Origin of the sequence: Acetivibrio ethanolgignens (assembly GCF_001461035.1) — a bacterium.
Lineage (GTDB): Bacteria > Bacillota > Clostridia > Lachnospirales > Lachnospiraceae > Velocimicrobium > Velocimicrobium ethanolgignens.
In genome coordinates this window covers 42,930-64,246 of sequence record NZ_LNAM01000219.1, presented here as the reverse complement: position 1 = coordinate 64,246, position 21,317 = coordinate 42,930, and the positions used below count along the sequence as shown (strand labels likewise).

The window sequence follows — 21,317 nt, the reverse complement described above, 5'->3', positions numbered from 1 at the left end:
TTTTCATAAGACTTATTGCACTACTGCCAATACAGTCTGTATCATAATCCTGATATCTTTCCAAAAACTGAATTCCTTCAGATATTTCAGATTCCATTTCATCTTCTGTGGCAGGATTTCTTTGACATATACAGTCTCCACATCATCTGCATCTTTTAAAAGCTCTGCTTCGTCCTTAAATTTGATGCTGGTGAGTGATGTTACTCCCGCTGGCAATAGAAGTGTTGCCCACATCTTAGGGGTATACTTTTCCACATAAACCGGCACCTCTGGTCTGGTTCCTACAAAGCTCATTTCACCTAATGCAATATTGAATAATTGTGGCAACTCATCCAATCGTGTTTTTCTAAGAAAAGCTCCAATTTTTGTAATACGGCTGTCTGCTGCTCCTGTCACTGCTGGTCCCTGTTTATCTGCGTCAGATATCATAGTGCGAAACTTATAAATTCGAAATTTTTTCCCATATTGGGTCACTCTGACCTGCCGAAAAAAAACAGGGCTTCCTGAATCCTTGTAAATCAGAGCCGCAATACAAAACATTATAGGAGTCAAAAATACAATCATAACCCATGCAAGAACCCTGTCAAAAATCCTCTTAATTTTTATCTGTCCGGATTTCTTCTGTAATAGTTCATAGTAATGTCTCACTTCTGGATTTTTCATCTGTTTCGGAAGTTCTTCCCATGGCTTTAATTGTGATTGTTCTTTCTTCTTCATACCTGATTTCCTCTGGATTCTAATCTCTACACATTCTCTAAGACTGCAAACAATTGCTCTATAATGTACTCTACTTCTTTATCTGTAAGCTTTGTATGTAGCGGAGGTGTAATCTCATTCTTATAAAGACTATATGCATTGGGATAATCTTCTATCTTAAATCCCTGGTTTTTGTATGCAGATAACATAGGAAGCGGCTTATAATGTACATTTGTTGCAACTCCCTTTTCTGCCATTTTCGTAATGACCATATTTCTCTGCTGTTCTTCCAAGCCATCAATACGAATCAGGTACAGATGACAGCTGGATACTTTCTCTTTAGTTATATGGGAAAGCCTGTGTATCTTCCTCGAATGTTTTTTATTCCATTCTTCAACAGCATAATCATACTTTTCTACAATTTCTTTCCTATACTCCAACAAATCTTCGTATCTGTCTAACTGCCCCAATCCAATCGCCGCCATAATATCGGTCATATTGCATTTATAGTATGGTGCAACGATATCATATTCCCATGCACCTATCTGCGTCTTCGCCAACGCATCCTTTGACTGTCCATGTAGAGACAACAGCATATATTTTTGATAAATTTCTTGTGAATCTATTCCTTTTCTTTCCCGCCATGTTACTGCTCCACCTTCTGCGGTAGTCAGGTTCTTGACCGCATGAAATGAAAAACAGGTGAAATCTGCTATCGCTCCACACATTTCTTTCTGCTTTTTCTCATTTAATTGAAAGGCTCCAAATCCATGAGCCGCATCTGCCATAACAATAATTCTTCCAAAATTTTTCTGAATCTCATTAATAGGGTGAAACAAGGATTTTTTCTTTTCAACAATCTCAAAAATTCTTCTATAATCACAAAGCACACCTGCCAAATCTACCGGTATAATAACCTTTGTTTTCTCAGTTATGGCAGCTTCCAGCTTCTCGTAATCCATTTCAAAAGAATCTTTCGCTGTATCCACCATCACAAGTCTAGCACCCACATGACAGACTACACTAGCTGTGGCTGTATAAGTGTAAGCTGGTACAATAACCTCATCACCCTCACCTACACCCAAAATCCGTAATGTCAGTTCCATGGCGGCTGTAGCTGAATTGAGGCAGACTGCCTTTTTGTTTCCGCAATATTCTGCTATTCTTTCTTCAAATTCCTTCGTTTTCGGTCCAGTGGTAATCCAACCAGAGCGTAGCACCTCTGTAACCTTTTCTATTTCTGCCTCGCTAATGTCTGGCGGTGAAAATGGAATATTCATATCGTCTTCCTTACCTTCTATTATTCTTTTAATTGTTTCCTAATTCCAAATATCGCTGATGCACTATCTCTGTCATGAAACCTTACATATAATACAGTTGTATATTGTGATGGAATTTCCCTAATTGCAACTTTATAATTACTAAAACTCAATTCTGGCACATAGCAACTCATAAATTCAAAATCTGCATTTCCGCCTCCATACTGCTGATAATCTTCTGGGATCTTATCATGATTGGTAGACAACCAGTTTACTGCCATATAACCATTTGGATATCTTTTAAGTGGAAATGCCTCATCATCCAACACATAATACATTTTCCCACCCTTGATATACACCCACATTCCTTCTTCAAAATAATGAAAGAGCCTTGCCCCTTCCAATTCCTTCTCCAATGTCGTTCCTACAATCTGTGGTGCCACAAAGGTCTTTGGATTATATTCTGTGACTTCCCCCTGATATAAAAAATCATTGGTAGTCACTGTCGCTATATATGGCTGAGCTTCACCAGCTTCGTTCTTTGTTTCTGAAGTATACCGAAGTAAAATTTCATATGCTTTATCTTTATCTACTTTCCTTTCTGTAATCTTTCCTGCAAAGCTACCGGCAGTATAATCTCCTCCATCTACATAGCGTTCCTCAATCTCCTGTTTTTCAGGATTTTTATCCATTGTTGGCCAAAGAGCTTCTCCCGTTTCTGTGTCCTGCAATATCAGCTCACATTTTGTATTTTCACTGTAATTTTTAGGGTCAAATCCCCAGCCCTTAAAAATATATTTTCCACTCTCTGCCTTAAACTCTGTCAACCTTTCTAATACAATCGTCCCTGTAGACAAGGTATATACATGACTTCTATCTATATTTATTTTACGGTTGATTCCAAATGCCACTGCTATAATCACAGTACATATCACCGCATGGATTCCATACCGTTTCATCCAACTTTTCTGCTTCACGTTTTCTCCTTACCGCACTTTCAGCCCGCCATCTTGATTTTCTTTGGAAATCCTGGCAGGCTCTGCACTTTTTCTTTCAATTTTTTAATAACTTCCAGCATCTTTTCCCCTGCCTGCTATCGCGAGGCAGAAAACGGCGATGCTGTACCCAAAGCCTGCCGCCTATGGCCACAGACCTCACCCCTGCATTTCTGTCTGGGATTTATAATTTGAATAATTAAGTTTCTATTTCCTGAAGGAATCGCAATCCAACATTCATTGCTGTATTAAAATAAGCGTTTCCTTTGTGTCCATTCGGACAGATATAATTCTTTCCGCCATAATAGTTACAGGCAGGTTTATTTTCTTTATTAAAACGTTTTACCGGTTCGCCACAGATATGGCAGTTTTTTGCGATATTCTTCGTGCTGACTGAGGTTACGATAATTCCTTTACCAAAAGCCTTGTAACGAAGATACTGGATGATTCTTCTGCCAATCCAGTCATAGCTGGTTGCTAAGAGATACCCCATCTCATTTAAATTGATGGGCTGCCGATAGCCTGGTACTACAAGGATAGTTACCTTCTGCTCCTCGCAGAATTCTACTATCTGACGGCTCACCTGATGAGCATAGTGCTCCGATAAATTCCTTATTTTTCTCTTTAAATAGCTGTTTTCCTTCTCCGAAACCTGCCTTTTTCTTCCTCCCATGCTTTCCTGATTCTTACGAATCCGGTTTAAAAGCTTTTTCTTTTCATGGGCAAACTGGCTTCCCCCACGGATAAAGTGGCTTTCTCTTAGACCTCCATCCTTCCCTAATATGACCAGTACTGCCATACAGTCATTACCTGGAAAGGCTGCTGCACAGATAGCCTCTGTTTCCGGCAAGCGCTCTCTGACTGGTCTTACATCTGCTATCTCCTCCCGGATTGGCACATGGAGCATTGCCCGTTTTCCTTCCAGCTTAAGCACCGGTGACATCATAGCTCCTGTATCCGGCCATTTACGTCCACAGCTGTCCAAACCGCAGCTTTCCCAGATCCATTTCTCACCATTCCACAGCTTTAATAAAACCGAGGTACTGGTGAATTCCTTATACATTCCCTTATAAAAAATCGGAGCAGCCCGGTGCCCTCCTGGCTTTGCTGTAGCTTCCAGTCTGGCTGTACGGCTTCGGTAAAGACGAATCGCGTCACTCACAGCAGCCCGCCGAAAATACAAAGGTACCTTTCCATAAGGAAAAGGGTACTCTATACTTTCCTTTTTCTGCCCTCTGGCACCGATTGTTAAAAGCTCCAGCTGCCGCAAAAGCTTCTGTCTGGAAGTCTGCTTTGCAAGCTCAGGCTCTTTTTCCAGTACCTGATAGTAAAACTCAAGCACCTGATTATAGATTTCCTTTGTGTACTCAAGCCACTCTCTGTGATCACAATACAGACGGAACCGGTAGGTTATGGTATGATAACCAGGTTTTCTTTCCATGAATTTCGTCACACTTTCAAAGGCATTTCGCTAAGGGGATACCTTAGCGAAACGCCTTTTTATTTTATTTATTTTTTATCCGATTTTTAGTATATCTCATATTGCTTATTTCGTCAATGCCTTAATATTCCAGTTTATGCTTTAGAATTCCGCATTTTACCTAAAAAATTTGTTTTCCAGCAAATCAGAGTTACTGACATCATTTTCTAATACGAAAACCCCGCGATTTTCGTGGGGTTCCTTTTACTCTTTAAAATTAATAAATGGCAAATTATATGGTGGGAAACCAGAAAAATTGGTAATATTAGCAACAATAGGTCTCATATAGCCCAGTAATAATGCAGGGGCATTTAGAGTGAACTACCCATTGTCTAAAGCCAATGGGCTTCCTGCTTCATTGACCTCGCAACCTACTATCTCCACAGGCGTTAATTCGGGCAGTCCCTGCCCTACCCAGTAATTCTCTTATGCTATTTTTCTTAATCCCTCTGCCAATATATTCTTCGCAGCATTGATATCTCTGTCATGCTTTGTTCCACAGACAGGACATACCCATTCCCTTACTGACAGTTTTTTCGTCTCTGTATTTTGGTGTCCGCAAGTGGAACACAACTGGCTGCTCGCATAAAATGTATCTATTTTTACATATTCCCTGCCATTCCACTTTGCTTTGTACTCTAACTGTCTTGTCAGCTCATACCATGATACATCTGTTATTGATTTTGCCAGATGATGATTTTTTACCATATTTTTTATCTGTAAATTTTCCGAAACTATCACTTGGTTTTCGCTGATAATCTCATGAGACATCTTGTGCAGATAATCTTTTCTGGTATTTGTTATTTTCTCATGGCATAATGCTATCTTTTTCTTGGTTTTGTAGTAATTTTGACTTCTCTTTTCTTTGTGTGCTAACTGCCTTTGCAATTTTACCAGTTTCTTCTCATATTTCTTGATGGTTTTTGGATTTTCGTATTTCTTCCCATCGGAAGTAATGCATAAATCTTTAATTCCTAAATCTAATCCTGTATTATGATTGGTATGTTGTAGTTCTTCATGCTCTGTTTCCACCAATATTGATACATAATACTTTCCACTTGGTGTCTGCGATACTGTTGCAGACTTTATCTGCCCACTGAAATTTCTATGCAGTTTTGCTTTTACTTCCTTTAATTTAGGCAGTTTTATTTTGACATTCTCAAAATCTACCGCTATATTGCCATTTGTAAAATTCGTTGTGTATGATTTATGGCTGTCATGCTTACTCTTAAACTTCGGGTAACCTGCATGTTCTTTGAAAAATTTCTGATATGCAGAATCCATGTTATAAATTGCGTTAGTTAGGGCAAATTTATCCACTTCCTTAAGCCATTCGTAGTTCTTCTTTAATTCCCGATTGCAGTAATTATTACAGTCTGTTTTACTGACAGACTTTTTCTCTTTCTCATAGATTTCTCTCCTATATGCTAAAGTATGATTGTAAACAAAACGACAACAGCCAAATGTTTTTGCTATTTGTGCTCTCTGCTCATTATTAGGATATATTCTGTATTTATATGCTTTTAACATCAACAAACACCGCCTTGCCTATTGTTATCCTTGATTTTCTATGTATTTTCGGAGCATTTCTTCTGAAACGTTCCCTACACTGCACGCAAAATATCCATCCGTCCAAAAGGTATGCTCTTTCCAGAAATGTTTTCTCAAATAATTCGGATATTTTTTCCAAATATGATATGTTGTATAACTTTTCATTAGATTTACGATTTTACTGACTGACATTGTCGGCTCTGTTTCTATCATGTAATGAATATGGTCTTTATCTGTTTCCATATATCTAATAATAACCTTATGCTTTTGACATATCTCGTAAGAAAACTGTTTTATATCATCCGATATCTGCTTTGATGTCAGCAGCTTCTTTCTGTACTTGCATACGAAAATAATATGGTACTGTAATAAATACTTGTGTCTGTTCTTTGATTTCCATGTTCCCATAACGAAAGTATAACATAAACCACCACTTTTGGCAACCTTAACCCACCGTCTAAAGCCAGTGGGATTGCGGTAGCCTTATTTCAAAGTCAAATCTCCACTGACAATCACCACATCCGGCTTAATCTTCTTCATTTCCTCTACAAAACAATCTAAAAGGGTTCCAATATCCAAAGCTGCTCTTCCTGCAGCATTGGACATAACTCGCTGGTAGCGGCTACCCTGGTCGGTCAGAGACAAGGAATAGAAATGAGGATCCGTTATCTGTACAATCCTTACGGTATTTTCCTCTTCTGTCCACGGAATCCGGCTACTTTCTTCCCATGCCGGAGCTTCCGGGACATCCTTTCCTGCTCTTTCATCTGCTGTACAGCCAGACAGTAAAAATAACACTATAAAAGTCAGCAGCACAGCGGCGCTATAATCAGGCATTCTTGCTGTCATTGTCTGGTTATCTCCATTACCAAGATTGTAGCTGGAAAGCTGCTCTCTCATACGGTAAGCCTGGTTAGAAAGCTTCTCGCTGGTAGCTGCACATTCCTCACTCATAGCAGAATTGGTCTGTATTACCCGTGACACCCGGGCAGAGCTTGTAGTTACCTGGTAAGCAGAAGCACTGATATTCGTTAATGCATACTGATTTTTCTCCACTAGCTTCTTTAAGGAAGTCCGAATGATTTTTACCAGATTAAAAGCTACGATACCACATATTATTACCGTCAAAATCTATTTTTTATACCTCTCTTTCCTACTAGAATATCCTTTAGTTTTTCATAAGCTGCAGTCTTTTCATAAATTCCCTTCTACACAGCCATTTTAAGTCGGAGCACTTGCGTTCTGATTATCAAGAGGCATTTTTTTGTTCCCAGATAATCTTCTTTTGTAAGCATCATCTGCTGATAGAACCACATATCCTCTCATTAAGTAAAATAAGCTTCTAAATGCTCCTCTATTTCCCAAACAACAGGTTTAGCATTTGTTCTGGATTATCTAAAAAAGATTTTGTTACTAAGTAAGGCTCCGTTTCCTTATACCCCTTTTTTTCAATTCCATCTTCGCCAAATTCGTATATATCAGCATTTGGATATGCCAACAGAATTGGTGAATGTGTAACAATAATAAACTGAGAATCTACTTTTTCTAATTCCTTTAAAATACACAGCATCGACATCTGTGTTGTGGGAGATAATGCTGCTTCTGGCTCATCTAGCAAATATATACCATTTCCCCTGAAACGGTTCATCATTAAAGAACGAAAGCTTTCTCCATGTGACTGGGAATGCATAGACTTTCCACCATAACCATCGAAGTTGCTGCCCTTAGCTCTTTTCTATTCCTGCTAATGATATCGATATTAAGAGAGATTAAACACCATAATACTTCTGAATAGCATATGCAACATATTCAGAACAACCGCTCCCAAATTGGCTGTCTGTCGCTTCGGCCAATTTCTGTTTTTGCAGATATTCACTTGCTAAATCCAAAAGTATGCTTCTAGCATTATCAAGTTTAAACATCTCCTTATAATTTTGTGCAAGCTGCTCGACTGCTTCTTTTTCTACATTAGCGTCACCAGTTTCTTTGGCTACCATAAACTTCTTATAAATTTCAGCATTTTCGTCCTGCTCCTGCTTCAATTCCTTAACATCACCAGTTGACTGCAGAATAGCTTCCATTGCCTTTTCTTTACTGCCATACCATTTAAAAACATCTGCAATCGCTTGTTCATTTAAAAAGCCTGCTGCCAAATGCTCCCGATATTTTTCCTCGCTCCCATATTTTAGTATCTGCTGCTTAAGTGATTCTTCTGACATACATCTCAATATATGGTCTAAAATTTTCTGAATTTCGTCATTGCTAAATGCCTCAAAGCTCATAGTATTAACTCCTTTCATCACGTCTGATATTAACTCAATAATCCCATTTAGTCGGTTTCGCTTTTGCTCGAGTAAATTTTTTTGAGTTAATAAAGCCTGCTCTTTATCATAATTAGGATTATCCATTATTTTCTTTATAGCTTCTAATGGAATATCTAATTCTTTAAAGAACATAATTTCCTGTAACCTTCCTAATGCTTTGTTGTCGTATAAGCGATATCCTGCATCTGATAATTCCGTCGGCTTTAATAAACCAATTTCGTCATAATATCTCAATGTTCTTATGCTTACTCCGCTTATCTCTGACACGTCTTTGACTGTCTTCATTACTTCCTCCTTTCAATTTTATCCTAAACCGTTACGCTACGAGAGAGTCAATACACAAATTTAATTTTTTTATTTAAGCAAAAATCACTCTTTATGATACCAAAAATTTTAACCTCATACATATCTAAAAAGCAGCAATGTGTTCTGTTATGCCCTCTGCCTGCTTTGCTGCTTCCATAATAGAAGCCATATTTTCCTCCTCCGGATATCTCATTCCCCACTCCATCCGAATATCTGTCATTATCTTCATAACATCAATAGTCAAATTCAGAAAGCCTTTATCCTCTCCGTTTATCGCAGCCTCCATATCCTCCATCTCATATTGCAGAGCACGACTTCTTTCTCCTTCACGGATAACCTCACGTTCGCCTGTCTGAGTATAGGTAATCACAGCCTCCTCAGCCCTCGGATATTCCATAATTTCAACATAAGCCTTATCGCAGGAAATCATCGCCCTCTTCGGCTGCTTAGAATGAAGTGTCAGAGAAATCGTTACCATCTGTCCATCTTCATTCATCATAAGAATCCCCGCCTGTTCATCTACTCCTGTCGGTGCATATTTCACCTGGGACATTATCCGGTCAGGTGTTTTCGTCATATAGAGCCGTGCCAGGGAAATTGCATATACACCGATATCCAGCATAGCTCCACCAGCCAGCTTCCGATTAAAAAAGCGGTTCGACATATCATATTCCTTGTAACTGCCAAAATTCAGCTGAATCATATTAACCTTTCCCAGCTGCCCTGAATGAATCAGCTTATACAGTTTTTTGTGCACCGGCATATGAAAAATCGTCATAGCCTCCATCAAAACAGCATGATTTTCCTTCGAAAGCTTTATTGCCTCTGACAGCTCCTCACTATTTAAGGTAATTGCTTTCTCGCACAGCACATGTTTTCCATTTTTTAAGGCCTCTCTCAAAAAACCAATGTGCGTATTATGCGGTGTTGTGATATATATAACATCCACCTGCGGATCAGAAAACATTTCATGAAAATCCTCATATACCTTGGTAACCTGATATTTTTCAGCAAAAGCCTGTGCTTTTCCATAGGTCCGATTCCCCACGGCATAAATCTCTTTCCCTGCATTATGAAGAGCCTGTGCCATTTCATTGGCAACGACTCCAGTCCCCAGAATTGCCCAGCTGTAATTTTTTCCCATTTACATTTCCTCCTAAAAAAATGGTATAACCACACTCAAGCAGGTTATACCATTTTTTTATTTATATGTCAATTCTTTCTGATTTTTCTAAGCTTCTGCCAGAAGCTTTCCAAGCTGCTCGCAGGCTGCCAAAGCCTCATCGTCTGGTGTTTCATTACAAATAACTCCTTCGCCGCCAAGGATTTCAGCTCCGGCTGCCTTCATTCTATCCTCCCAGTTACGCATCCATTGGCCGTCACCCCAGCCATAGGCACCAAATAAAGCGAGCTTTTTCCCCGAAACAAAATCCTCCAGCTCCTGCACAAAAGGCTCCATCTCGCTTTCCTCCAGCTCTTCTGCTCCCATAGCCGGGCAGCCAAGGGCAAATACCGTTTCTTCCTTAAGCTCACTGGCAGAAAGCTCTCCTACAGTCAATATCTTCGCTTCCTTTCCAGCAGCCTTAACACCTTTTTCTACTGCTCCTGCCATGATTTCCGTATTCCCTGTCTGTGACCAGTAAATAATCTTAATTTCACTCATTTTATATTATCCTCCATTCCGCGGACTCTCAGACCGCATTTACAATACTTTTTATACTATTGCCCTGATAAATCGTAATAACGGCTCTTTCCGTTGCCCGGTCAAAGGCTTCAAATAGCTGCTTTGCCTGCTCTGGATTTTCATATACCTTCCAGTAACCTTTATAGAGAAAATTCTGTCCCTGATGAACTATAAAACCAATCACATCCTCCACCGGATAGCCTAATAAAAGTCCCAACTCATGTGGAAAGCTTCTCTCATTCTTCATATAGCTTTCATAGCGGCGGGATATCTCCTCTAAAATTTCCTCAAGCTTTACCCTTTGATAGCCCAGCATTTGAAGCACTCTAAAAACCTCCGGGTTTTCCATATAAGCAAGCAGCTTATTTCTATCATAGATCAGATAAACCAGCTTATCCCTTACTTCATAAAGCAATCGGTAAAAAAGTCCTTCTCCCACCAGAACACCAGGAAAATTCATAGCACTGTTCTTATCTATAATCAGAAGATTGGCTGTTTTAATTCCTGTCAGTACTGGTGCACACTGCAAAGCCAGCTGAACCTCCAGACTTTTCTGATTCATTGTTTCTACAATCGCAAGCAGCTCTCTGCTCATACCATACCTCCTTAATGGCAGTGGCCACCGCAATGCTTACAGTCTCCTCCGCACTGAATTGACTTCCCTGCCCTTTTGTCTTTTATCATACCTTTTACAATTATACATACAATACATACAAGCAAAGCTCCAACAGCAGCTGTTCCCATATAGTTTCCTCCTTTTTAGCTTGCTCCGGTAAAAGAAAATTATGTAAGCCGAAATTGTTTTACCACTGCAATGTTATCTTTTCATTATTGAGAATGACTTTCATTTTCTTTAATGCATTTATATATTATCACTTTTCCCTACCCTTTGTCAATAATTTTTTCTATGGAACTATCTGAAGAAATATGATATGATAAGCTAAATTAAAAACGAGGTGATGATTATGGAGATAACTATTTTAGCAGTTACACCAGAAGATGCAGAGGCTCATATTGAATTTACACGAAAAGTGGGTGGGGAAACTGATAATCTGACCTTTGGCAGCGATGGTATTAAAATCACTATCAAAGAAGAACGTAACTTCCTGGAAAGCTTTCAAAATTCATCCAGAAAAGCTTTCTATGTAGCTAAAAAAGATGGACAAATCATCGGTAATGCAAGCTTTCGTTCCTGTTCCGGTGAAAGAATCTCCCATAGAGGAGAATTTGGAATTGCTGTTCTGAAATCCGAATGGGGGCAGGGCGTAGGAAGTATGCTTCTTGAAAAAATCATAAAATTTGCCAAAGAAACAGCCAAAGTTGACATTATATCCCTTGAGGTTAGAAGTGATAATGAACGAGCTATCAGTCTGTATAAAAAATTTGGTTTTCAGAAAATAGGAACCTTCAAGGGATTTTTCAAAATTGATGGAAAATATATTGATTTTGATTTGATGGAGCTGTTTTTATAAATTTTGGTTTATAGATTTGTTTTGATTTTCAAGAAACGAAAAGAGTGTTGGTATTATAGCTCTTAAGCTAGGACTACGAAGGGCGATAATTCTAAAAAAATGCATATCATTTACTACAAGTAACGAGTACGCGGACATTCGACCTCCTGTCTCAAGTCCGCTCAAAAAACCTCCGTGTTTTTTGCCTCTGTGGGCTATGCATTTTTAAGAATTATCAACCCTTCTCCGTATAGCTTATTCTCTATAATACCAACACTCTTTTTTGTCTCCTGAAATTCAAAAAATCTACAGTCCAAAATTCCTATCATTCCAAGTAATGCTTCAACCTAGTGAAAGGGATTATCCTCCTTTAATTTCTTATAGACACCCTCTACTGTATAGACAGGCAGTTCAGAAATAATCTTAGTAATCTGCTCAATTAAAGCTATATCTGTTTCCACTTCCTCTACAATTACTTCGACTGTTTTTCCCTTTTCCAATTTTTTCTTGGTTAGAGAAATAATATTAAAAAATTCTCCTTCTGTACGTCCCTGCTCACGTCCTTCACGGTAGCCAGTTCTGTGGTGGGAATGAATGTCCCATTCGTACATTTCTCTGGCTTCACATTCCAGCTGTATTATTTCGTCTTCGTTTAATTCCTTTAAAACAGCAACAAATTCTCCACATTCCGGATGGTTCTTTTCAATCATATCCAATTCCTCCCAGGTTTGGGCTTTAAAAAGCTGAGCCCAGTGATAGATTTCCTTGTGTTCCTCGTTACAGCCATTTTTTAGCTTATTTAATTCTATCACATACATAGACAGCTTGTCATCATATGGTTGAAAAGTTTCTGTGTTCAAAAAGCGGTATTTGCCAATCTGTTCCCCGTGATTTATTGTAATTTCTTTTATAGGACAGACAGGTTCTGCAAAGTTTTGCTTGCGATAGCTCGCTCCTTCTCAACTTCTCCTAAGATGTTCTATATAAAATCTCAGGAGAACCTTCGATTTTAAGAACATCTAAGGAGCGATTTTCGAACTCACTTCCGCAATATCGCAAGCAAAATCTTTGCAGAACCTGTCTGGTATCAAAGAATTTACATTTACTAAAAGCTTTCAATGCATAAACCAAATTTGTTTGAATGATTTTGGACTGTAGATTTTTGAATTTCAGGAGACAAAAAAGAGTGTTGGTATTATAGTGAATAAGCTATACGGAGAAGAGCTGATAATTCTTAAAAATGCATAGCCTACAGAGACAAAAAACACGGAGGTTTTTTGAGCGGACTTGAGACAGGAGGTCGAATGTCCGCGTACTCGTCACTTGTAGTAAATGATATGCATTTTTTTAGAATTATCGCCCTTCGTAGTCCTAGCTTAAGAGCTATAATACCAACACTCTTTTCGTTTCTTGAAAATCAAAACAAATCGATAAAGCAAAATGCTACTTTGGGTTTTCCTTCAAAATGCCACTCTTTGCACATTATATTACCTCTTCTTTAATGACCTCCAGAAATATTTTTTCAATATCTGCAGTCTTCAGTACTTTTCCCGCAGAAACAACCTTTTCATTAACAACCAGTCCCGGCATACTCATAATGCCATATCCCATAACCTTCTCCAAATCAGTAACGTATTCTACTTCTGCGGACAGACCTGCATTTTTTACTGCCTTCTTTGTATTCTCGTATAGCTCATGACAGGACTTGCAACCGGAGCCAAGCACCTTAATACTTACCAAAGAAGCTCCCTCATCACTACCACAGTAATTTTCTTTCTTCTTTCCAAAATTAAATAATCCCACTTTTAAATCCTCCTACACTAATAAATACTGAATTGTATTAAAAAAGTAACCAACAATGACAATTCCTATCGTACAAATAGCAATAAATATTCCTAACAGCTTTGGTTTTACTGCTTTTTTTAGCATAACCATTGACGGCAGGGAAAGGGTGGTAACACCCATCATAAAGGAAAGTACAACACCCAATCTTGCCCCTTTTGCAAGCAAAGCTTCTGCAATCGGAATACATCCAAATATATCTGCGTACATTGGTATTCCAGCAATCGTAGCAATAATAACTCCAAAGGGATTACCTGTACCCAATACCTTTACAATAATATCCTCCGGTATCCAATTATGAATAATTGCACCTATACCAACACCGACAAGCACATAAGGAGCTACCTTTTTTGCCGTCCAAATAACCTGTTCCCAGGCATATTTTAATCGGTCTTTTGGGGTAAGTTCTTTCTTCACAACATCTATGGATTTACCCTTTCGGATAAATTCCTCTACCTGATTTTCCAAGTGCATTTTTTCAATTAAAGTTCCGCCAGCAACCGCAATAACAAGACCGACTATTACATACACAATAGCTACCTTCCATCCGAAAATACTCATAAGGAGTACAAGCGAACCTAAATCCACCATAGGGGACGATATGAGGAATGAAAAGGTAACACCTAAAGGAAGTCCCGCACTGGTAAACCCTATGAATAATGGTATTGATGAACAGGAACAGAACGGAGTTACCGTTCCTAGAAGGGCTGCTATGATATTCGCCCATATTCCTTTCAAGTTTCCAAGTATTTTCTTAGTTCTTTCTGGGGGAAAATAGCTTTGAATATAGGAAATCATCAAAATAAGGAATCCTAGCAATACCATAATTTTTATGGTATCATAGATAAAAAACTCTATGCTTCCACCTATTCTGCTGCCTGTGTCTAGTCCAGCTGCTTCTAAACCACTGCCAATGAGTCTGTTTAACCATTTCATTCCTAAAACTTCATTTTGAAAAAAATCCCAGAGATTTTTTAGCATGATACTTCTCCTTTCATTCATGTATCTAAATATTCAAATCTTTCTATATTTAGGGTATATGATTAGTCGTGCGAAAAAGTTCACTAAAACTACTCTTTACAACACGACCTTTCATCTATTCTGTCAGAATGCTCAGTAAAATAATCTAAACACCTTCTGACTTCCCTTAATCCTTCTTCGGAAATAGAGTAATGCATCCATTTACCTTCTTTTCTTCCTACTACAACTCCTGCATCGCACAAAATTTTCATATGGTGTGAAAGTGTTGGCTGCATTATCTGCATTTCTTCCAAAAGACTGCAGGCACATCTTTCACCCTCCCGCAATAGCTCTAAGATTCTCAATCTATTCTCATCACAAAAGGCTTTAAACATGGCTGCTGCTTTTTTATTATCCATGATAGCATCTCCATCCATTGAAGTTTATCTATATGTATTATAGGCATTATATAGAAATTTGTCAATAGACTATTCCCTTAGCAGCAGTATTTTCTCCTCTGGCAGTAAAAGCCAGTCTGGCAATCCTTTTTCTTCAAAAAGCGGCCATTTTTCTCTCTGGACAAACCAGCAGATTTCTTCACCGGATGTATTTTGAGCCTCTAAAAAATATTTCCGCTCAAAGGGAAGCTCTGCTATACTTTTAGGCTGTACAGGAATAGAATTTTTACAGTGTTCTCCCCAAACCGGTATAAAATCGTGAGCCCGAAAACCAATATAAGCAATGTCCTCTGGAATTTCCCGTTCTATCAAAAGCTCTGTCTTCCACTCTGGAATCCAAAGCTTATGTTTCTCTGTTTTCTCTGCTTTTACGATATTTTTACAGCCAGTCAGTCGTGCAGCCTCCTTCCAGTGAGGGTTTTCAAAAAGCTCCTTTGTTTTTCCCTGACAGATGCTTTTTCCCTCATGAAGAATCAAAAGCTCCTCACTGAAACGATAGATTTCATCCCTGCTGTGGGAAACCAAAATCACAGTGCCCTTATAGTCTGCAAGCATTTCCTGCATCTCCTGCTGCAGCTTATCCTTTAAAAAGCCATCCAGAGCTGAAAAAGGCTCATCCAGCAAAATAACCTCCGGCTCATAAGCCATGATTCTGGCTAATGCCACTCTTTGCTGCTGCCCGCCGGACAATTCTGCCGGGAAACGCTTTTCTAATCCCTCCAATTGAAATTTTTCCAGCATTCCCTCCACCGTTTTTTCTTTTTCCTTTCGTTTTCCCGCTACGCCAGCCCCGATATTCTCCCAGACTGTCATCGTAGGAAACAAAGCATAGTTTTGAAACAGATAACCTACCCTCCGCTTCTGGGTTTTCAGGGAAAAGCCTCTATCAGAATCGTATAGAGTTACATCATCCACCAAAATAAAGCCGCTATCAGGTTTTTCGATACCGGCAATACTTTTTAATGTCATACTTTTTCCACAGCCATAGGCTCCTAAAATGCCAATTCTCCTGCTTTCACTGTCTAAACTGACCTCCAGATGAAAGCCCTCCAGCTTTTTTTCTATCTGCAGCCGAATTGCCATCACAAACCTCCATTTTCAGCCTTCCACTCTCCACTCTTTCCACCGGACTTACAAAGCAGATGGATTTCTCCCAGCTCCATGCCCTTATCTGCTGCCTTACACATATCGTAAATTGTCAGAAGTGCTATATTTACTCCCGTCAAAGCCTCCATTTCCACACCGGTTTTTCCTTCCGTCTTAACAATACACCGGGCTTCTATCTTGTTTCCCTCTAAGAAAGAAAAGCTGATTTCTACCTTGCTTAAATTTAAAATATGGCAGAGAGGTATCAGGTCTGAGGTCCGTTTTGCCCCCATAATTCCAGCAATCCTGGCCACTCCCAGCACGTCACCCTTTTTCATACCACCGCTCTTTACCAGTTCAAAGCATTCTTCAGACATACGGATTGTACCGGAGGCTTCCGCCTCTCTCTTTGTTTCCTTTTTATCACTGACATCTACCATAATGGCCTCACCCTGGCTGTTAAAATGTGTAAATTCTCCCATCGTTTCTCCTTTCAGCTATACCTACCAGCGTTTTACCTGTTTTATATTTTTTCCTGCAATCAAGTTCATGAAAAAGATAACAAAAAAGGCAATCACCAGCACAATGCCTACCCAGACACCGGCTGTTACATAATCGCCATCCTGAATTACCATAGCGATTCTTTGGGAAATGGTTCCTGTCTTGCCTGGAATATTACCAGCCAGCATAGAAGTCGCTCCATATTCGCCTAATGCTCTCGCAAAGGTCAGAATTGTGCCGGACATAATTCCCGGCCCTGCTGTCGGCATAACCACTTTCCAAAAAATCGCTACATCGCTCATCCCAAGGGTTCGTCCTGCATACACCAGATTAACATCAATCTGTTCAAAGGCAGCTCTGGCATTCCGGTACATTAGCGGAAAAGCAATCACCGTTGCCGCGATAACACAGCCTGCCCAGGTCTGGACAATTTTAATGTCAAAGTTATCAAACAGATACATCCCCAATGGACGCCTCCGGCTGAATATAAGCAGCAGAAAAAAGCCTGCCACCGTCGGTGGAAGTACCATAGGCAGAGTCAGAATACCATCTGCTACTGCCTTTACCCTTGTCCCTGCATGAATTACCCTTCGGGCAGCAAAAATCCCCAGAAAAAAGGAGATTATGGTAGCCACCACTCCTGTTTTCAGGGAAATAAACAGGGGCGTCCAATCTAAATCTTTTAAAATATCGATAATCTCCTTCATTCCGGGGCTGCCTCCTAACGCTCTACATTTGTATCAAAATAGTAAGAATCAAAAACAGCCTTTGCTTCATCAGAAAGAATAAAGGCAAGGAAGTCCTCTGCTGCTTTATTCTGTGCTTCATCTGCTTCTGCATTCTGTACTCTGGCAATTGGGTAAATAACATTTCCTGTCTTATCATAGCCTACGGTTTCCAGAACTACCACCTTGTCCTCATAACCATAGGTATCAGAGTAATAGGTGGTTCCTACCTCACAGGAGCCTTCCGTTACAGCCATCAGTACCTTGGACACATTATCCTGCTCGCTGATTTCCACACCACCTAAGCCTTCTGATACCTCCTGAGTAGTAATCTGGGAAACATCTTCAGCCTCTGGCAGGATGCCTAAGTTTACCAGTGCCTGACGGGTATACTTTCCAACGGGTACACTGCCTCCGGCCAAAGCGATGCTTTCTGCCTTATTAAGGGTTTCCAGTCCACTTACCTTGGTTGTGCTGTCCTTCAAGGTAATCACTACCACCTGGTTGTTTAGTACATTTGCACGGGTTCCTTCTACCAAAAGTCCGTCTGCCTCTAACTGATCCATCTGCTTTTGTGCCGCACTGAAAAAGATATCGCATTCATAACCCTCCTGAATCTGTGTCATAAGGGTTCCTGAACTGTCGGCATTAAAGGTAATCTTTACCTCTGGATGCTTTTCATTGTACTGCTTTGCCAGCTCCGTCATTACAGTATTCAGACTTGCTGCGATAAAGACCTGGATTTCTGTCTCCTCTACAGCCTTTTCTTCCGTTTCTATAGCCGGGGTCTGAGCTGCCGGTGTTTCTGTACCTGCCCCCTCGTTTTTCGACTGTCCACAGGCTGTCAATCCCAGTGCCATACAGCCTGCCAGCATAAGTGCTAGTACTTTTCGTTTCATATTTTTTCTCCTCCTTATGAATTAAAAATTATTTCTATCGTACTACTTTCTGGCACATTCGCCTTCCGTACCACGAAGAATTCCTAAGCCATGCGGAAGCTGTGGTAATAAGAAATCCAGTGCTTCTGCTACTGCCTTTGGACTTCCCGGAAGATTGACAATCAGCGTCCGTTTCCGAATGCCAGAAACGGCACGACTGAACATCGCCCGTTTTGTAATCTCCATGGAATAATTCCGTATTGCATCAGCAATACCATTTGCCATCCTGTCGCAGACAGCAATGGTCGCCTCCGGCGTTACATCCCGAACAGAAAAGCCGGTGCCGCCAGTCGTAAAAATAACATTAACCTGTCTTTGGTCAGCCAGCCTCCGAAGCTGATGCTCCAATGCCTTCTGCTCATCGGCTAAAAGCAGTGCCTCTTTTATCTCATAGCCTTCCTTTTCCAGCTTCTCTACAATCTTAGGACCGCTTAAATCCTCTCTTTCTCCCTTTGCTCCTTTATCGCTAAGGGTAATCACGGCTGCAGTAAACGGCCGGTCAGCCTTTGGCGGCTCCATTGTCACCTCATCGCCCACCTGAATAGCTCCGCCTTTAAGTACCTCTGTAAATACGCCTTCTCTTGGCATAATACAGTCTCCCATAACCTTATAGATTTCACAGTGGCTGTGGCACTCCTTTCCAATCTGGCTTAGCTCCAGAACTGCTTCTCCAATGTGAAAACGTGTACCTACTGGGAGAGCTCGGAAATCAAAGCCTTCAATAATCAGATTTTCCCCAAAGGCTCCAAAATCCACACTGGCACCGCGGTTTCTAAACTCCTCTATTTTCTCATAAGACAATAAGCTTACCTGCCGATGCCATTTTCCAGCATGGGCATCTTCTTCAATACCCCAGCTTTCTTTCAGCTCTGCTCTTTCTATTTCTTTTTTCTGTATTCCCCGTCTGTCACTGACGCAGATTCCCAACAGCTTGCCCATTTGCTTCAGCCCCCTATTCTTACCATTTCCTTTTCCTCAGTCATCTGCTCTAAATGTTCAAAGCAGTGCTCCCCAGGCTTTTTATATATGCTTTCCCGCATAAGTGCAAAGACCTCTTCTTCCTTCCCCTCCCGGAGTAATGTTTTCAAATCAGCTCCTATGCCATAGCACAGGCATGGCTTTAAAAACCCCTGGGAGCTTAAACGAATCCTATTACATTCCTGACAGAATTTTCCATGAATTGCACTGATAAATCCCACACTGATGGAAAGCTCTGGTATTCTAATATAAGAGGCCGGACCTGCTCCATGCTCACTGCCTGACTGTATGGTTTCCACAAAGCTTTGTGGATATTTCTTCATAATTTCCTTTTTTAGCCGACAGTTATCTACTGGCATAAACTTACGGCCATGCCCTACCGGCATCATCTCAATAAAACGAATCGGCACCTGCTTTTTGGCAGCCAGCAAAAGAAGCTTTTCCCACTGCTCCTGATTGCGGCCTTCTGTAAGTACGGTATTCAGCTTGACCGAAATACCTGCTGCTAAAGCCGCATCCATACCTGCCAGTACATCCTCATAGCAGTCTCTTCCGGAAACCTGGGCTACCAGCTCACGGTCTGCTGCGTCAAGGCTTATATTTACGCCGTCCAGCCCGGCTGCCTTCAGTTCCCAAGCCATTCCTGCCAGCAAAGCTCCATTCGTTGTCATGTTTACCTTTTTTATCCCGGGTATCCGCTTTAGCCGTTCCACCAGGGAAGCTACTCCCAGACGCACCAGCGGCTCACCGCCAGTAATCCGAAGGGTATCTACCCCCAGAGCTGCCCCCATTTGTGCCAGAGTCTCAATTTCCTCATAGGTTAGGATTTCCTGCATTGATACAGTATCAATGCCCTCCGGCATACAGTATTTGCATCGCAGATTGCAGCGGTCGGTAATGGAAATCCTCATATAATGAATATTTCTTCCAAACTGATCCTTCATTTCTTGTCACCTATTTCCCTTTTCCAAAGCCACAGTTCGGGAAGGTACAGACCTCACAGGAAAGGCACATGCCGCCTTCACCTAAAGCCGCCAGCTCCTCCCTTGTTACTGGGTCTTCTGCCATAATTCTAGGTAATACCAAATCAAAAACAGTCCGTTTTGCATACATAACGCAGCCCGGCAGGCCCATAATTGGTACTGTTTTTCCATCTCTTTCATAATAAGCCAATAAAAACATAGCTCCCGGCAGTACCGGAGCTCCATAGGACACAATCCTCGCACCGGTATTTTTAATCGCCAGCGGTGTCTTATCATCCGGGTCAACACTCATACCACCACTGACCAAAACCATGTCCACACCCTTTTCTATCATAAAAAGACAGGTTTTTGTAATCTCCTCATGGTTGTCCGGCAGCTTAACATGCTCCGTCATCACGGCATCATACTCAGAAAGCTTTTCCTCCAGCACCGGAGTAAAGGTATCCTGAATCCTTCCATAAAAGACCTCATTGCCTGTCGTTATAATACCGGCTGTCTTCTTTCTAAAGGGCAGTACCGTAAGCACCGGAGCCCCGGCACATTCTTTTTCTACCTTTTTTAGCTTCTCCTCCTCAATCACCAGAGGTATAATCCGGGTTCCACCCAGCTTGTCGCCCTTTTTTACAGGAAAATTGCCATGACGTACTGCTGCCATCAGCTCTCCTGCTGCATTTATCTTATAAAGCCGTTCCCTGTCGACCTTTAAAAGTCCGTCATAGGTGGCTCTCCATTCAATTTTTCCTTCCTTTGGCTCGGAAGCCTCCATATTTTCTCCCCGACAGATTTTATCCAGAATTTCAGCACCTTCATTTTCATGAAGCATACCTTCTTCCTTTTCCCATATGTACAAATGGTCCTTTCCCACACTCAGCAGTACCGGTATGTCCTCTTCTCTCACCACATGCCCCTTACGAAATACCGCATCCCTTGTTACACCCTTGATAATCTGGGTAATATCATGACACAATACATGACCTACCGCATCCTCTGTCTTAATCAGCTTCATTTACAGCATCCCCTTTTCTCTTTTCGTTATGTTTTCAAAAAAATAACGCTGTTGTTATTATAATACATTTTTTTTTATTTAGCAACTCTATTTA

At 40.6% G+C, this 21,317-nt stretch carries 25 protein-coding genes and 1 pseudogene; 1 reads left to right on the top strand and 25 read right to left on the bottom strand.

From position 1 onward, the window contains the following. Positions 1 to 12 precede the first annotated feature (12 nt). From ASU35_RS17785 to ASU35_RS18975, 14 genes and pseudogenes are all read right to left on the bottom strand, one after another. Positions 13 to 717 (bottom strand): sugar transferase, encoded by a 705-nt coding sequence (locus ASU35_RS17785; RefSeq protein ID WP_058354300.1) that lies wholly within the window; start codon positions 715 to 717, stop codon positions 13 to 15. A gap of 26 nt (positions 718 to 743) precedes the next feature. Then, complete coding sequence (locus ASU35_RS17780; RefSeq protein ID WP_058354299.1) at positions 744 to 1,976, bottom strand: DegT/DnrJ/EryC1/StrS family aminotransferase; 1,233 nt, start codon at positions 1,974 to 1,976, stop codon at positions 744 to 746. 20 nt (positions 1,977 to 1,996) lie between these two features. Continuing rightward, entirely contained in the window at positions 1,997 to 2,932 is a 936-nt protein-coding gene (locus ASU35_RS17775) for a hypothetical protein (protein WP_058354298.1), read from the bottom strand. 217 nt (positions 2,933 to 3,149) lie between these two features. Beyond that, on the bottom strand, positions 3,150 to 4,391 hold the full coding sequence (locus tag ASU35_RS17770) for a zinc ribbon domain-containing protein (RefSeq protein WP_058354297.1): 1,242 nt from the start codon (positions 4,389 to 4,391) through the stop codon (positions 3,150 to 3,152). A gap of 465 nt (positions 4,392 to 4,856) precedes the next feature. After that, on the bottom strand, positions 4,857 to 5,960 hold the full coding sequence (gene tnpB / locus ASU35_RS17765) for an IS200/IS605 family element RNA-guided endonuclease TnpB (RefSeq protein ID WP_058354296.1): 1,104 nt from the start codon (positions 5,958 to 5,960) through the stop codon (positions 4,857 to 4,859). 24 nt (positions 5,961 to 5,984) lie between these two features. After that, positions 5,985 to 6,335: an IS200/IS605 family transposase gene (tnpA, locus tag ASU35_RS17760; RefSeq protein WP_242861322.1), complete on the bottom strand. Its 351-nt coding sequence runs from the start codon at positions 6,333 to 6,335 to the stop codon at positions 5,985 to 5,987. After that, on the bottom strand, positions 6,280 to 6,405 hold the full coding sequence (locus ASU35_RS20535) for a hypothetical protein (RefSeq protein ID WP_278278089.1): 126 nt from the start codon (positions 6,403 to 6,405) through the stop codon (positions 6,280 to 6,282). Before ASU35_RS20535 ends, tnpA begins: the two co-directional genes overlap by 56 nt. 59 nt (positions 6,406 to 6,464) lie before the next feature. After that, a complete protein-coding gene (locus ASU35_RS17755) occupies positions 6,465 to 7,109 on the bottom strand; it encodes a metallophosphoesterase (protein ID WP_058354294.1) in 645 nt (214 codons plus the stop codon). A 226-nt stretch (positions 7,110 to 7,335) separates the two neighbouring features. Beyond that, a pseudogene (locus ASU35_RS17750) lies at positions 7,336 to 7,692 on the bottom strand (AAA family ATPase); the annotation flags it as partial. Positions 7,693 to 7,750: 58 nt separating this feature from the next. Next, complete coding sequence (locus tag ASU35_RS17745) at positions 7,751 to 8,590, bottom strand: MerR family transcriptional regulator (protein ID WP_058354293.1); 840 nt, start codon at positions 8,588 to 8,590, stop codon at positions 7,751 to 7,753. Positions 8,591 to 8,714: 124 nt separating this feature from the next. Then, positions 8,715 to 9,755 (bottom strand): Gfo/Idh/MocA family protein, encoded by a 1,041-nt coding sequence (locus tag ASU35_RS17740; RefSeq protein WP_083504381.1) that lies wholly within the window; start codon positions 9,753 to 9,755, stop codon positions 8,715 to 8,717. 87 nt (positions 9,756 to 9,842) lie between these two features. Continuing rightward, a complete protein-coding gene (locus ASU35_RS17735) occupies positions 9,843 to 10,274 on the bottom strand; it encodes a flavodoxin (protein WP_058354292.1) in 432 nt (143 codons plus the stop codon). Between the two features lie 28 nt (positions 10,275 to 10,302). Next, on the bottom strand, positions 10,303 to 10,890 hold the full coding sequence (locus ASU35_RS17730) for a DUF3793 family protein (RefSeq protein ID WP_058354291.1): 588 nt from the start codon (positions 10,888 to 10,890) through the stop codon (positions 10,303 to 10,305). Between the two features lie 11 nt (positions 10,891 to 10,901). Further along, positions 10,902 to 11,039 (bottom strand): FeoB-associated Cys-rich membrane protein, encoded by a 138-nt coding sequence (locus tag ASU35_RS18975; protein WP_083504380.1) that lies wholly within the window; start codon positions 11,037 to 11,039, stop codon positions 10,902 to 10,904. Between the two features lie 221 nt (positions 11,040 to 11,260). Here ASU35_RS18975 and ASU35_RS17725 point away from each other — a divergent pair, with 221 nt between their 5' ends. Next, positions 11,261 to 11,767: a GNAT family N-acetyltransferase gene (locus ASU35_RS17725; RefSeq protein WP_058354290.1), complete on the top strand. Its 507-nt coding sequence runs from the start codon at positions 11,261 to 11,263 to the stop codon at positions 11,765 to 11,767. A 326-nt stretch (positions 11,768 to 12,093) separates the two neighbouring features. Here the strand turns inward: ASU35_RS17725 and ASU35_RS17720 are convergent, their stop codons facing one another. From ASU35_RS17720 to ASU35_RS17670, 11 genes are all read right to left on the bottom strand, one after another. Beyond that, complete coding sequence (locus tag ASU35_RS17720; protein WP_278278088.1) at positions 12,094 to 12,624, bottom strand: PD-(D/E)XK nuclease family transposase; 531 nt, start codon at positions 12,622 to 12,624, stop codon at positions 12,094 to 12,096. 604 nt (positions 12,625 to 13,228) lie between these two features. After that, positions 13,229 to 13,549, bottom strand: a complete 321-nt coding sequence (locus ASU35_RS17715; RefSeq protein WP_083504379.1) for a thioredoxin family protein — start codon at positions 13,547 to 13,549, stop codon at positions 13,229 to 13,231. Between the two features lie 12 nt (positions 13,550 to 13,561). Then, complete coding sequence (locus ASU35_RS17710) at positions 13,562 to 14,569, bottom strand: permease (RefSeq protein ID WP_058354288.1); 1,008 nt, start codon at positions 14,567 to 14,569, stop codon at positions 13,562 to 13,564. Positions 14,570 to 14,658: 89 nt separating this feature from the next. Beyond that, positions 14,659 to 14,967, bottom strand: coding sequence for an ArsR/SmtB family transcription factor (locus ASU35_RS17705; RefSeq protein WP_058354287.1), 309 nt, complete (start codon positions 14,965 to 14,967; stop codon positions 14,659 to 14,661). A 69-nt stretch (positions 14,968 to 15,036) separates the two neighbouring features. Next, positions 15,037 to 16,089, bottom strand: a complete 1,053-nt coding sequence (locus tag ASU35_RS17700) for a sulfate/molybdate ABC transporter ATP-binding protein (protein ID WP_058354286.1) — start codon at positions 16,087 to 16,089, stop codon at positions 15,037 to 15,039. Beyond that, entirely contained in the window at positions 16,089 to 16,574 is a 486-nt protein-coding gene (moaC, locus tag ASU35_RS17695) for a cyclic pyranopterin monophosphate synthase MoaC (protein WP_058354285.1), read from the bottom strand. The genes ASU35_RS17700 and moaC overlap by 1 nt, the downstream gene beginning before the upstream one ends. Before the next feature lie 21 nt (positions 16,575 to 16,595). Beyond that, positions 16,596 to 17,300 carry a molybdate ABC transporter permease subunit gene (modB, locus tag ASU35_RS17690; protein WP_058354284.1) on the bottom strand — a complete coding sequence of 235 codons (705 nt, stop codon included), beginning with the start codon at positions 17,298 to 17,300 and terminating at the stop codon, positions 16,596 to 16,598. A gap of 14 nt (positions 17,301 to 17,314) precedes the next feature. Beyond that, entirely contained in the window at positions 17,315 to 18,217 is a 903-nt protein-coding gene (modA, locus tag ASU35_RS17685; RefSeq protein ID WP_058354283.1) for a molybdate ABC transporter substrate-binding protein, read from the bottom strand. Between the two features lie 42 nt (positions 18,218 to 18,259). After that, a complete protein-coding gene (locus ASU35_RS17680) occupies positions 18,260 to 19,195 on the bottom strand; it encodes an MOSC domain-containing protein (RefSeq protein ID WP_058354282.1) in 936 nt (311 codons plus the stop codon). Positions 19,196 to 19,200: 5 nt separating this feature from the next. Then, positions 19,201 to 20,178, bottom strand: a complete 978-nt coding sequence (moaA, locus tag ASU35_RS17675) for a GTP 3',8-cyclase MoaA (RefSeq protein ID WP_058354281.1) — start codon at positions 20,176 to 20,178, stop codon at positions 19,201 to 19,203. A 10-nt stretch (positions 20,179 to 20,188) separates the two neighbouring features. Beyond that, complete coding sequence (locus ASU35_RS17670; protein ID WP_058354280.1) at positions 20,189 to 21,223, bottom strand: molybdopterin-binding protein; 1,035 nt, start codon at positions 21,221 to 21,223, stop codon at positions 20,189 to 20,191. Positions 21,224 to 21,317: the final 94 nt, after the last annotated feature.